Source organism: Carnobacterium sp. FSL E2-0243, assembly GCF_038003605.1.
Classification (GTDB): Bacteria; Bacillota; Bacilli; order Lactobacillales; family Carnobacteriaceae; genus Carnobacterium; species Carnobacterium maltaromaticum.
In genome coordinates this window covers 2,644,808-2,657,746 of sequence record NZ_JBBOPM010000001.1, presented here as the reverse complement: position 1 = coordinate 2,657,746, position 12,939 = coordinate 2,644,808, and the positions used below count along the sequence as shown (strand labels likewise).

The window sequence follows — 12,939 nt, the reverse complement described above, 5'->3', positions numbered from 1 at the left end:
TTGGCATACAACTTGCTATTAATTCAGGTGTAAGGGATTTAATGTGATTCATTTCACTATCATGTGTGTTTTTCTACTGTTTAGATTTTTCTCAACATTGTAATAAAGTTAGGTTGCTTAATTACAAACAAATAAAGAAAGCAGTTGAGAGATTATTTTAATTTTTAAAATAAAACAAAGAAAGGGAGTTTAATGTGAAAATAATCACTAGAGAAGCTGCTGCCGCATTAATTAAAGACAATGATACATTGGCTTTTAGCGGATTTGAATTAGCTTGCGCTAACGAAGAAGTAGCGATTGCACTTGAAGAGCGTTTTTTAGAAACAAATTCTCCACAAGCTTTAACTGTGATTCATTCGAGTTGTTGGGGTGATAGAAAAGAAAAAGGCATGTCTCACTTATCACATAAACAGCTTTTGAAAAGATGGATTGGAGGGATTGTTAAAGCCTCATCACCAAAACTTTCAGAGATGATTCAAAACAATGAATGTGAAGCTTACAACTTTCCTCAAGGCGTGTTGGCGCAACTATATCGAGAAATAGCAGCTAAACGACCAGGATTGATTACAAAAATAGGCTTAGAAACCTATATTGATCCACGGATTGAAGGAGGAAAAATGAACGAAGTCACCACCGAAGAATTGATTCAAATTATTGAAATTTTAGATGAAGAGTGGATGTTTTATCCGGCCTTTCCAATTGATGTAGGATTGATTCGCGGAACCTATGCAGATGAAAATGGCAATTTAACATTAGGCAAAGAAGGCTTACATATGGAAGTCTTGCCGATTGCTCAAGCGGTGCATAATAGTGGTGGAATTGTGATTGCTCAAGTTGAAAAAATAGTAAAAAATGCCACTTTACATCCTAAAGATGTTGTTGTTCCAGGTATCTTAATTGACTATCTAGTGATTTCAGAACCAGAGAATCATTTTCAAACGGGGACAACACAATTTGAACCAGCATTTAGTGGTGATGTCAAAATTCCGTTGGCAAATGTGCCTAATCTTGCTCTTAATGAGCGAAAGGTTATCGCCAGGCGAGCAGCAATGGAGTTAGAGCCTAAGATGATTTTAAATCTGGGTGTTGGGATTCCAGTCAGCGTTTCAACGGTTGCTGCTGAAGAAGGGGTTAGCGATCAATTTATCTTAACAACTGAAGCAGGAACGATTGGTGGAATTCCAGCAGGTTTAAAAGATTTTGGTCATGCCTATAATAGTGAAATGATTATTGATCATCATGCTCAATTTGATTTTTACGACGGTGGTGGTTTGGATTTATCTGTTTTAGGTTTAGCTGAAGTTGATCAGTTGGGTAATGTTAATGTAAGCAAATTAGGCAATCAAGTTATTGGCTGTGGTGGGTTTATCAATATCTCTCAAACAGCTAAAAAATTAATTTTTACCGGAACATTTACAGCGGGTGGCTTAAAAACGGAATTAAAAGATGGGAAATTACTAATTTTAGCAGAAGGGCGCAATAAAAAATTCGTGAATAAGATTAACCAAATTACATTTAATGGTGGATTTGCCACTAAAAACAAGCAGGAAGTTTTATTTGTGACAGAAAGAGCAGTTTTTAAATTAGAAAATGGGGAACTTATTTTGACTGAAATAGCACCCGGAATTGATTTGAGTCGAGATGTATTAGACCAAATGGAATTTGATGTCCGAGTTTCTAGCGACTTAAAAGAAATGCCAGTAGAAATTTTTACTGAAAAATGGGGAAAGTTAGCTGAAATAATGGAGGAAAAAAAATGAGTGAGATCAAAAAAAAGGTTGGAATGAATCGCTGGGCGATACTATTTGCCTCAGTTGGAATTATTATCTGCCAAGGTGGTATTTATGCATTTAGTGTATTTGCGACCCCGATTGCTAAAGCTAATGGTTGGAATGTTTCAGATGTCATGTTTGCTTTTACAATTGCGATTGCCATTTCACCGCTACCAATGGTAATTGGCGGTATTATTTCAGATAAAGGTAAGTCGAGAGAATTAATTTTATTTAGTTCTTTACTGCTAGCAGTAGCCTTTATTCTGACAGGTTTTGCAACAGAAAAATGGATGCTGTACTTAACTTATGGCGTCTTTGGTGGATTTGGTTTGAACTTAGGTTACATTGCCTGTATTAATAACTGTATTCGTTTTTTTCCTGATAAAAAAGGCTTAGCATCGGGAATTGTGATTACTGGAATTGGGATTGGAACGATGATTTTCGCGCCACTATCTGCTTGGATGATTGAAAACTTAACTATCAGAATGACATTTGTTGTCTTAGGTGCAATTTATACAGTTATTTCGTTGATTTGTTGTCTAATTATTCGCAATGCTCCGATTGTTGCTAAAGATGTCGAAATAGCAGAAGACACGCCTATTGACCATAAGTGGAATGAAATGTTAAGAAAACCACTCTTTTACATTATTGTATTGATGTATGCAGCTGGTGGGTTTTCAGGTTTAATGATTTCATCCAATGCTGCGGATATTGGTCAGAACATGTTTAATTTGACTCCAATCTTAGCAGCAACATTTGTGAGTATTTATGCGTTAAGTAATTGTTTGGGACGTGTTTTTTGGGGTGGTTTATCAGATAAGTTAAATCGAACAAACACGATGATTTTAATTTTTATATCCATTGCTATCTCATTACTAGCCTTTATTTTTATTCACTCCGTTGCTGGTTTTGCTATCGGTATGATTGGTTTAGGTTTATGTGAAGGCGGAGTGGCTGCTGTCATGCCACCAATTACAATCGAAAGCTTTGGAAATAAGAATCAAGGTGTAAACTATGCCTTTGTTTTTGCAGGGTATTCGATTGCAGCTATGGTAGCGCCGAAACTATCAGCAATGATTGGTGAAAAAAATGATGGAAATTTTACTCAAGCTTTTATGATTGGATTTGGTTTAGCACTTGTTGGGGTAGCTCTGACATTTGTGTATAAAGCTATGCGAAAAGCAATTTAAAGAAAGAAAGGAAGAAGAGAATGAAACAGATTACTGAGATATTAGGCATTAAGTATCCTATATTCCAAGGTGCAATGGCACAAATATCAAAGCATCAATTAGCCGCTGCAGTTTCTAATGCAGGAGGATTAGGGATTATTGCTTCCGGTGGTATGACTGAAGAACAGTTAAGGGAAGAGGTGATTCAGTGCAAAAAGTTAACGGATAAACCTTTTGCTGTCAATATTATGCTAATGGCCCCAAATGTACCTGATATGGTTAAGGTCGTTGTTGAAGAAGGCGTTAAAATTGTCACAACAGGAGCAGGAACGCCTAAAAACTATATGGCAACGTTTAAAGAAGCAAATATTAAGGTCATTCCAGTTGTACCAAGTGCTATTTTAGCGAAAAAAATGGAAGCAATCGGTGCTACTGCAGTTGTCGCAGAAGGCTCAGAAGCAGGTGGACATATAGGTGAATTATCAACCATGGTGTTACTTCCTCAAGTTGTTGCAGCTGTCAAAATTCCAGTTATTGCTGCAGGTGGGATTGGCTGTGGCAAAGGGATGGCTGCTGCCTATACCTTAGGTGCCCAAGGAGTTCAAATGGGAACTGCTTTCATGCTGGCTAATGAATGTCCCATTCCTGAGAATGTTAAAGAATTTATTGCAAATGCCAAAGAAATGGATACGGCAGTTACAGGGCGTAACGGTGGTGCTCCAGTTCGGAGTTTGAAAAACAAAATGATTGAGCAGTATATTCAATGGGAAAAGGAAAATATGCCTAGAGAACAATTGGAAGAATTAACCATGGGATCAGCTCGTAAAGCGGCAGCTGGTGATATTGAAAATGGTTCCGTAATGGCGGGGCAAGTCTCAGGTTTAATAAATGAAGTCAAATCAGCGCAACAAATTGTCGATGATGTATTAGCAGAAGCAAAAGTAACGATTAAAAATGTACAATTAAACTTTTAGGAGGAAAATAAAATGTCAGTAGCAGAATCAATAAAAAAAGTAGTTTTAACCGGGGAAGATTTAACACTAGATGAATTAATTGCAATTTCAAGATTTAATGTACCTGTTGAAATTAGTGAGCAAGCGATTGAGGAAGTTAATCGTTCTCGTAAAATCGTTGATGAAATTGTTAACGAGGAACGTGTTGTTTATGGGATTACAACTGGCTTTGGTTCATTATGTAATGTTTCAATCTCAAAAGAAGATTCCGTTCAACTGCAAGAAAATTTAATTAGAACTCACGCATCTGGATTTGGTGCACCTTTTTCGACAGACATTGTACGAGCAATTATGGCAATTCGGGCTAATTCATTAACGAAAGGGTACTCAGGAATCCGATTAATCGTCATTGAAAAATTAGTTGAAATGTTAAATAAACAAGTTCATCCAATTATTCCAGAAAAAGGATCACTAGGAGCATCAGGTGATTTGGCACCACTATCACATATGGTTTTGCCGATTTTAGGCCTGGGAGAAGCAGAGTACCAAGGAAATGTTCTTGATGGAAAAGTGGCAATGAGTGAAGCGAACATTGATACGATGGCTTTGGCTTCAAAAGAAGGATTAGCCTTAATTAATGGGACACAAGCTTTAACAGCCTGTGGTGGTTTGGCGCTATACGATGCTATTCGTCTATTAAAAGTTAGTGATATTGCAGGAGCTTTATCTTTAGAAGCGCATAACGGTATCATTGATGCATTTAAAGAAGAGTTACATGTAATTCGCAACCATGAAGGGCAAGTATTAACGGCTAAAAATGTCCGTAATTTACTAGAAGGCAGTACATTTGTAACAAAACAAGGTGAAATAAGAGTGCAAGATGCTTATTCATTAAGATGTATGCCACAAATTCATGGTGCAAGTAAAGATGCCGTTCGATTTGTCCAACATAAAGTTGAAATCGAAATCAATTCTGTTACAGATAATCCAATTATTACACGCGATAAAGAAGCAATTTCTGGTGGGAATTTCCACGGACAACCAATGGCTTTACCATTTGATTTCTTAGGAATAGCCGTCGCTGAAATTGCAAGTGTTTCTGAGCGTCGCTTAGAGCGTTTAGTTAATGCTGAACATAATAACCTAACCTCATTCTTAGTAGCTAAAAGCGGCTTAAATTCAGGTTTTATGATTACACAATATGCTGCGGCAGCTTTAGTATCAGAAAATAAAATTTTAGCTCATCCAGCATCAGTAGATTCTATTCCATCTTGTGAAAATCAAGAAGATTTAGTTAGTATGGGTACAATTGCAGCTAGAAAAGCTAAAAGTATTGGCGAAAATACCTCACGTGTTGTAGCTACTGAAGTTTTAGCTGCCTGTCAAGCGATTGATATGCGTCGAGCGATTAACCCTGATTATAAATTAGGTAAAGGAACAGAAGCAGCCTATAATGTAGTTCGAAAACATTGTGCTTTCCTTGAAGAAGATAAAAATATTGAAATGTACAAAGAATTAGATACCATTACGAACTTAATCATGAGTGATGAGTTTGTGGATGCTGTTGAAGCAGTCGTAGAAATGACATACTAGATCTAGCATAAATGTAAAAATCCAATCTTATGAAAATGAGATTGGATTTTTTTATGATAGTATTGATTGGCTACTTTTGGAATGCATCCATTCTTAAAAAAGTCCCTGGTTTACTTTGATAAGAATTAATTAATGGAACTAAGCGTGTAAAGTGTTCAGAGTTGCAATGCTTTTCCAAAGCTAGCTCGTTAGGCCATTCTTCAATAAAGATAAAATGTCCTGGATCTTTTTGATCAACAAAAAGATTATATGCGAGACAATCAGGTTCAAGCTGGGTTTTTTCAACCAATTCGCGATAAAGTGGTTTGACTGTTTCAAGATGTTCTAGCTTGATATAATCTTCTGCAATTAATTTTAACATGGCTCTCTTCCTTTCTCTTGTAGCTAAATTGACTGTAGCACAAAATTAGACACAATACGATGAATAAAAGTATAGTAGAATAGATAACGAATGGTATAATGATTAAAAAGAACTTTGGAGGGTGAAAAATGAATCAGAGTAAACAGGTAAATTTATTGCGTGAAAATTATGAAGTAATTAAAAGTAGTGGGGTTCACTTTATTGACAAAAGAATGCGTTACTTAATAGCACGGGTTTTTACAGGAAGTGCTCAACGAATTCAGCCAGAATTATTTTTACATACGAATCTTAAATTAAAGCAACAAAGTGGTTTGTTTACGAATTTAACAAGTACAGTTAGGGCATCAATTGCAAGTTTGCTTATTGCCAATGAAATGAATACAAATCGCTATTACCATGAACTAGCTGATAATTATCAGCTTTTGCTCGATTCAGGATTTAGGCGTTCTGAATTCACTTATTTTTCAGCCTACCAATTGCTACATTCAGAAGCACAAGATCGGAAGAAAATTGTTAGAGAAGGGAAAGCTATTTTCGAAGCAATTCAGAATAATCATCGGTTTTTAAATGGGAGATCAAGTTGCTCAATGGCTATCCTGGTCGCACAATTCAATATTGATAAAAAAGCCACAGAGGTAGCTGAAATAGTAGACTATTACTTCCAAGAATTAAGTCAAATTGGTTTTAGAAAAAATGAACAGTTGTATTATTTAGCTGCTTTGGGAGCTATGTTTTATCAATCCCAGCAACCTATTTTTATCAATCAAATTCAATGTATCTTAAATCAGTTGGATGAAATGGAAATTCCATTAAAACCTCTTTATTATACTACAATTGGTATTCTAGCATATACTCAAGGCGATCAAACTAAATTAATGAATGAAAAGGAATTAAGTGAGTTCATCCAAGAAATACGATTACTACCAGGGATGCGATTCCAAAAAGAGATTTCTTTTGCCTTAGGGTTAAGTTTATATACTGAAAAATTAAATTCAAATTTAAGTAGTCTTGAGATGGAAAGCTTATTATTAGCTTTGCAAATTCAAATTTTTAAAGAAAATCAACGAGTTTACAGTGCTTCAACCTAAGTTCATAAAAAAGCATTTCTTCCTCGCATCATTAGTCTATGTAAAAAAGCACATAAAAAAGCCACCTGTTGGAGTGCAGGTGGCTAAAAGGAGTTGGTTCTCTTTACTTTGGAGGAGTAAAGAAAATGAAAAATAAAAAAGTTTGTTTGTTGTTTGTTGGTATGAAACTAGTATATAACTTAAATATGAATATTTTGTGACCAAAGCATAACGATAATGTAACTTTTTTGTGAAAAAAACGTGACTTTTATAAAATAATTTGATTTAACTTAATAGAAATTTTATGAATAAAGAGGAGAATATAAAGTATCGTTGGTTTCACTAGGAGGAAAAAGATGTCATTTATTAGAGGGTTACTACAATTTACGTATCAGCAAGTTCTGTGTTGTTTATTTCCAGGGGCAATTTTTTTAGCATTAATCGTAACAAAATATTTTTCTATACCCGGAATTGCCAGATATGATTTGCTTTTATTTATTTGTATTTTAATTCAAGTATTGTTACTTTATTTTAAACTAGAGACAGTTGACGAGTTGAAAGTAATTATGTTATTTCATGTAATAGGTCTTGTTTTAGAAATTTATAAAGTCAATATCGGATCATGGAGTTATCCAGGCGCAGGTTTTTGGAAATTAGGTGGCGTGCCTTTATATAGTGGGTTTATGTATTCTAGTATTGGAAGTTATATTTGCAAAGCTTGGAAAGTTTTTGATTTACAATTGAGTAATTGGCCAAATCAAAAATTAGTGATTACTTTAAGTTTAGCTATATATGCTAATTTTTTTACGCATCATTTTATTTGGGATTTCCGTTGGATTTTGATTTTACTTGTTTTTATTTTATTCTATCGAACATGGGTTTATTTTACAGTTGGTGGAAAAGTGTTGAAAATGCCAATGAGTTTTTCATTTTTTTGTATCGCTTTTTTTATCTGGGTAGCTGAAAATATAGCTAGTTTCTTTGGCGCATGGGCATATCCAGATCAATTAGCACGTTGGCAACTTGTTCATATTGGCAAAATAACTAGTTGGTACCTTTTAATCATCATCAGTATTATGATTGTCGCTGAACTAAAATTGAAAAAAACAAGTCAGTTGTTCAATGAAAGTACTGAGATAAAAAGCAATAAATAAGGTTTATAAAAATGTGACGAAGTTAAAATAAATGGAGAGGAGGTCCTATTGTGTTTTAATTCACATTAGAGGGCCGAAAAATTAAGTTTTATGCAAAAAAGCTTTAAAAGCTGATGAAATTAGAGTATAATTAAACAACGTTACATATGTTTATAATTAGGGGGAGTAAAAATGAAGTATTCAATTGAAGGCGATACATTGCCAGTAGTTATTTGTGAGTTGGAAAAAGGTGAAGCGATGGTGAGTGAAAATGGTGGACGTAGTTGGGCATTAGGTGAAATTACTACTGAAACAACCTCTGGTGGCGGGATGAAAAAAATGTTAGGCAGAGCTTTTTCAGGCGAAAGTCTATTTCTAAGTCGTTATGAAGCTCAAAGTAATGCAACAATTGCTTTTGCTTCTTCATTTCCAGGCTGTATCATAGCTAAAGAACTTCAAGCCGGTGAAAGTGTTATTGCGCAAAAAACAGCTTTCTTAGCTGCAACAGAAGGCGTAGAACTAAGCACATTTTTCCAAAAAAAGGGAACAGCAGGTTTCTTTGGTGGAGAAGGCTTTATTATGCAGAAATTACAAGGTCCAGGAACAGTCTTTTTTGAAATTGATGGCAGTACAAAAACGTATGACTTAGCTGCAGGCGAACGTCTAGTTTGTGATACAGGTTTAGTTGCTTTAATGGATGAAACTTGTAAGTTAGAAATTGTAGCTGTTAAAGGGTTAAAAAATAAGTTATTAGGTGGAGAAGGTTTCTTTGATACTGTGGTAACTGGTCCTGGAAAAGTAACTGTCCAAACGATGACATTAGGTGGATTTGCACAAAGTATTTTACCTTTCATGTCTTCTAAATAATAAAATTGTGAAGGAAAAAAACCTAGTCTTATAGCTAGGTTTTTTTTCAAAACTCAATGAGATTAGAATTGGATTAAAAAAAGCGTTTCGCTTTGCTTATAAAGTTGTAAATAGTTCTTTTAGAAAAAAATGGAATTTGTAAAAAGAGAACGTTGTTGTTGTTTGTTAAATTTTTTTAAGAATAAATGCAAAAAAAGCGAATAGATATCATTTTTTTAGTTTTTTTATTCGTTTTTTCTGTTATAATGAAAACTACATTCTTTCTTATAAAATGGTGAGAATGTAGAAATTGAACTAAAAGGGGAAGATAGTGTGGAACGAGTGTATAATTTTTCAGCAGGTCCTGCCGTATTACCGGTGCCTGTCCTAGAACAAGTACAAGCTGAATTACTTTCATATAATGGAAGTGGAATGTCAGTAATGGAATTGAGTCATCGCTCTTCGTGGTTTCAACAGATCATGGATGATGCTGAGGCATTATTAAGAGAATTAATGAACATTCCATCCAACTATCAAGTTCTCTTCTTACAAGGTGGCGCAAGCCTCCAATTTAGTATGGTTCCAATGAATTTAGCTAAAAATAAAAAAATTGCCTTTGTTGATACTGGCTCATGGTCAAAAAAAGCCATTGAAGAAGCCGAAAAAATGAAAGATATGCAAGTGGAAGTGATCGCCAGTTCAAAAGAAAAAAATTATGCTAGCGTTCCAGAAATTCCTGCTGTGGAAACAGATATTGATTATTTACACATTACAACCAACAATACGATTGAAGGAACTTGTTACTTTACGGCACCTACTACAAATGGCGTACCGGTTGTAGCTGATATGTCTTCAAATATTTTATCAAGCGAGTACAATGTAGCAGACTTTGGTTTAATCTATGCAGGTGCACAAAAAAATATTGGACCAGCAGGCTTAACAGTTGTGATTGTTCGAGAAGATCTAATTGCTGAAAGTCTCCCTGGCTTGCCTTCAATGCTAGATTATAAGTTGCAAGCTAAAAACGGTTCTATGTATAACACGCCACCAACATTTGCTATTTATGTGGCTAAATTAGTTTTTGAATGGATTAAAGAATTAGGTGGCGTTTCAGCCATTGAAGCGATTAATCGTGAAAAAGCGGCATTATTATATGATTATTTGGAAGAATCAACTTTATTCTCTTCACCAGTTGAAAAGGCAGCTCGCTCTTTAACCAATATTCCTTTTGTAACAGGAAATCCAGAGTTGGATAAAAAGTTTGTATCAGAGGCGACTGCAGCTGGTTTTGTCAATTTAAAAGGACATCGTTCTGTGGGCGGTATGCGTGCTAGTCTTTATAACGCATTTCCAATTGAAGGCGTAACAGCCTTAGTTGCATTTATGCAGAAATTTGCTGAAAATGAGGGGGAAAAATAAAATGGTTTTTCAAATAAAAACATATAACGCAATTGCTAAAGAAGGACTACAAAAATTTGATGGTCCAGATTATCAAATCGATCAAACTGAAGAGCCAGATGCCCTTTTAATCAGGAGTCAAAATCTCCATGAAACATTTATTCCAAACAGTGTTCTAGCTATTGGTCGTGCTGGAGCAGGAGTTAATAATATTCCTGTAGAAGAGTGCACCGAAAATGGTGTTGTTGTATTTAATACACCGGGAGCAAATGCAAATGCAGTTAAAGAATTGGTATTAGCTAGTTTATTTATGGCAGCACGCCCTATTTTACAAGGTGCAGCTTGGACAAAAACATTGCCAACTAATGATCCTGCAGTTGAAAAGACAGTAGAAGCTGAAAAAAAACGCTTTGCTGGAACTGAATTGCAAGATAAAAAATTAGGTGTCATTGGACTAGGTGCGATTGGTGCAATGGTCGCTAATGATGCCTATCGCTTAGGTATGGATGTTGTCGGATACGATCCATATGTGTCTGTCGATACAGCTTGGACAATTTCTAGTCGGGTAAAAAGAGCCTTGACGTTAGAAGAAGTCTTAGCAACTTGTGATTATTTAACGATTCATATTCCTTTAATGCCACAAACTAAGCATTTAATTAATAGTGAAAAATTAGCTTTAGTTAAAGAAGGAACGGTATTATTAAACTTTGCGCGTGGTGGCTTGGTTGATAACGAAGCTGTTCTTAAGTCTTTAAATGCAGGTGGGTTAAAGCAATATATTGTTGATTTTGCAGCTCCGGAATTATTGGCGGAAGAAAAAGTTCTTGTTTTACCACATTTAGGTGCTTCAACTGAAGAAGCTGAAGTTAATTGTGCTAAAATGGCCGCCCGAACATTAAAATATTATCTAGAAACAGGTAATATTAAACGTTCTGTTAATTTCCCAACTGTGGATATGAAATTTCAAGCGCCAATCAGATTAGCATTGATTCATCGAAATGTGCCAAGTATGGTAGGTACGATGACAATCGAGCTAGCAAATCATAATATAAATATTGTTGATATGATTAATCGTAGTAAAGGCAACCATGCCTATACCTTGATTGATATTGAAGATACTTCTAAGGAGCAGTTAGAAAAAATTGTTGCTAAATTGACCAGTGTTGAAGATATTATTCATGTACGTACTATTGAAAATCAAGCAGTCCACTTTTAAAGGAATAAAAGTTATACTAGATAATGAGTTAAGACTAAGATAGATCAAAGGAGTTAATAGTACATGGTTAAAATTAAAGCATTTAAAGGGATTCGTCCTCAACCAGAACATGCACAAAAAGTAGCTTCATTGCCTTATGATGTCATGAATTCTGCAGAAGCTCGTGTGATTGGAGATGAAAATCCAGAATCTTTTTTACACATTGATAAAGCTGAAATTGATTTGGCAAAAGATATATCTCCTTATGCGGACGTTGTTTATCAAAAAGCTGCTGAAAATCTTAAAGCTTTTCTGGAACGTCAGTGGTTATTAAAAGATGCAACAGAAAAATTTTATATTTATGAATTAACCATGAACGGTAGAAGCCAAACAGGTTTAGTTGTTTGTACAGCAATTGATGATTATTTAGATGAAAAAATAAAAAAACATGAATTTACACGTGAAGAAAAAGAGTTAGACCGTATTCGTCATGTGGATGCTTGTGATGCGAATACAAGTCCAATCTTTTTAACTTATCGTGAAAATCAATCCGTCAATCAAGTGATTGCAGATTGGACAAAAAACAACGCCCCAATTTATGATTTTACAAGTTTTTATGATGTTGAACATAAAGTTTGGATGATAGATGACAGTCAAGTAACGGCTCATTTAGAAAATCTATTTGACCAAGAAGTTGCAGCATTGTATATTGCCGATGGTCATCATCGCACAGAATCAGCTGTTAAAGTTGGTTTGAAACGCCGAATTGAGTTCCCTAAAGCACCAGAAACAGCTGAATTTAATTACTTTCTTTCTGTTTTATTTCCTAAAGAACAATTGGAAATTTTAGATTACAATCGTGTTGTGAATGTTCCTCTTTCAGCTGATTTTATCACACAGTTAGAAAAGAGTTTTACACTCGAAAAAGCAGGTTTAGAGCCGTATAAGCCAAAAGAGCCTAAAACAATCGGCATGTATTTCTCTGGTGAATGGTATCAGTTAAAAGCTAAGCCTGAAGTAATCGTTACAGACCCCGTTGCCGGACTAGATGTTTCAATTTTACAAGATCAAGTCTTAACACCAATTTTTGGTATTGAAGACATTCGAACAGATAAACGAATTGACTTTGTAGGTGGAATTCGTGGTCTGAAAGAATTGGCAGAACTAGTTGATAGTGGAGCTTTTACAGTGGCTTTTTCTATGTATCCAACAACGATGGAAGATTTATTAACGGTTGCTGATAGTGGGCAAATTATGCCGCCAAAATCAACTTGGTTTGAACCTAAGCTATTAAGTGGTTTGTTTGTTCATGATTTAGAAAGTTCTGATTAATAATTAAATAGAAGTTGAAAATAGGGTATGACAGTTGTCTTACCCTATTTTTTTGCAAACAAGTAGAAATGAGAAAAACATAGGTAAAAGTTGCACCAGTTTTAAAAAAAGCGTATGCTG

General features: G+C 35.0%; 11 protein-coding genes. 10 read left to right on the top strand and 1 reads right to left on the bottom strand.

Going from position 1 to position 12,939, the window contains the following annotated elements:
• Positions 1–194: 194 nt before the first annotated feature.
• Genes MHI00_RS12685 through hutH form a run of 4 tightly spaced genes read left to right on the top strand, consistent with a single transcriptional unit; the run spans position 195 to position 5,487 of the window.
• A complete protein-coding gene (locus tag MHI00_RS12685; protein ID WP_201735667.1) occupies positions 195–1,760 on the top strand; it encodes an acyl CoA:acetate/3-ketoacid CoA transferase in 1,566 nt (521 codons plus the stop codon).
• The gene (locus MHI00_RS12680) at positions 1,757–2,962 is read left to right on the top strand and encodes an L-lactate MFS transporter (RefSeq protein ID WP_015075737.1); all 1,206 of its coding nucleotides are present in this window, start codon (positions 1,757–1,759) and stop codon (positions 2,960–2,962) included. Before MHI00_RS12685 ends, MHI00_RS12680 begins: the two co-directional genes overlap by 4 nt.
• 20 nt (positions 2,963–2,982) lie before the next feature.
• The gene (locus MHI00_RS12675; protein WP_057000598.1) at positions 2,983–3,915 is read left to right on the top strand and encodes a nitronate monooxygenase; all 933 of its coding nucleotides are present in this window, start codon (positions 2,983–2,985) and stop codon (positions 3,913–3,915) included.
• A gap of 12 nt (positions 3,916–3,927) precedes the next feature.
• Complete coding sequence (gene hutH / locus MHI00_RS12670; RefSeq protein WP_341114051.1) at positions 3,928–5,487, top strand: histidine ammonia-lyase; 1,560 nt, start codon at positions 3,928–3,930, stop codon at positions 5,485–5,487.
• A gap of 70 nt (positions 5,488–5,557) precedes the next feature.
• Here the strand turns inward: hutH and MHI00_RS12665 are convergent, their stop codons facing one another.
• Positions 5,558–5,848, bottom strand: a complete 291-nt coding sequence (locus MHI00_RS12665; RefSeq protein WP_015075741.1) for a putative quinol monooxygenase — start codon at positions 5,846–5,848, stop codon at positions 5,558–5,560.
• A gap of 128 nt (positions 5,849–5,976) precedes the next feature.
• On the opposite strand from MHI00_RS12665, the gene MHI00_RS12660 reads away from it, so the two are divergent.
• From MHI00_RS12660 to MHI00_RS12635, 6 genes are all read left to right on the top strand, one after another.
• Complete coding sequence (locus MHI00_RS12660; RefSeq protein ID WP_341114049.1) at positions 5,977–6,936, top strand: DUF4003 family protein; 960 nt, start codon at positions 5,977–5,979, stop codon at positions 6,934–6,936.
• Positions 6,937–7,271: 335 nt separating this feature from the next.
• A complete protein-coding gene (locus tag MHI00_RS12655) occupies positions 7,272–8,069 on the top strand; it encodes a DUF817 domain-containing protein (protein ID WP_056999673.1) in 798 nt (265 codons plus the stop codon).
• A gap of 171 nt (positions 8,070–8,240) precedes the next feature.
• A complete protein-coding gene (locus MHI00_RS12650) occupies positions 8,241–8,915 on the top strand; it encodes a TIGR00266 family protein (protein WP_010050887.1) in 675 nt (224 codons plus the stop codon).
• Between the two features lie 312 nt (positions 8,916–9,227).
• Positions 9,228–10,313: a 3-phosphoserine/phosphohydroxythreonine transaminase gene (gene serC, locus MHI00_RS12645; RefSeq protein ID WP_010050888.1), complete on the top strand. Its 1,086-nt coding sequence runs from the start codon at positions 9,228–9,230 to the stop codon at positions 10,311–10,313.
• Position 10,314: 1 nt separating this feature from the next.
• A complete protein-coding gene (locus MHI00_RS12640; RefSeq protein ID WP_015075748.1) occupies positions 10,315–11,508 on the top strand; it encodes a 3-phosphoglycerate dehydrogenase family protein in 1,194 nt (397 codons plus the stop codon).
• A gap of 63 nt (positions 11,509–11,571) precedes the next feature.
• Positions 11,572–12,819, top strand: a complete 1,248-nt coding sequence (locus tag MHI00_RS12635; RefSeq protein ID WP_056999675.1) for a DUF1015 domain-containing protein — start codon at positions 11,572–11,574, stop codon at positions 12,817–12,819.
• The last annotated feature ends 120 nt before the right edge of the window (positions 12,820–12,939 follow it).

Coding starts and splice junctions, on each gene's coding strand:
- MHI00_RS12680 (WP_015075737.1), top strand. CDS start 1,757: ATGAGTGAGATCAAAAAAAAGGTTGGAATGAATCGCTGGGCGATACTA.
- MHI00_RS12635 (WP_056999675.1), top strand. CDS start 11,572: ATGGTTAAAATTAAAGCATTTAAAGGGATTCGTCCTCAACCAGAACAT.
- hutH (WP_341114051.1), top strand. CDS start 3,928: ATGTCAGTAGCAGAATCAATAAAAAAAGTAGTTTTAACCGGGGAAGAT.
- MHI00_RS12650 (WP_010050887.1), top strand. CDS start 8,241: ATGAAGTATTCAATTGAAGGCGATACATTGCCAGTAGTTATTTGTGAG.
- MHI00_RS12675 (WP_057000598.1), top strand. CDS start 2,983: ATGAAACAGATTACTGAGATATTAGGCATTAAGTATCCTATATTCCAA.
- MHI00_RS12660 (WP_341114049.1), top strand. CDS start 5,977: ATGAATCAGAGTAAACAGGTAAATTTATTGCGTGAAAATTATGAAGTA.
- MHI00_RS12655 (WP_056999673.1), top strand. CDS start 7,272: ATGTCATTTATTAGAGGGTTACTACAATTTACGTATCAGCAAGTTCTG.
- MHI00_RS12665 (WP_015075741.1), bottom strand. CDS start 5,848: ATGTTAAAATTAATTGCAGAAGATTATATCAAGCTAGAACATCTTGAA.
- MHI00_RS12640 (WP_015075748.1), top strand. CDS start 10,315: ATGGTTTTTCAAATAAAAACATATAACGCAATTGCTAAAGAAGGACTA.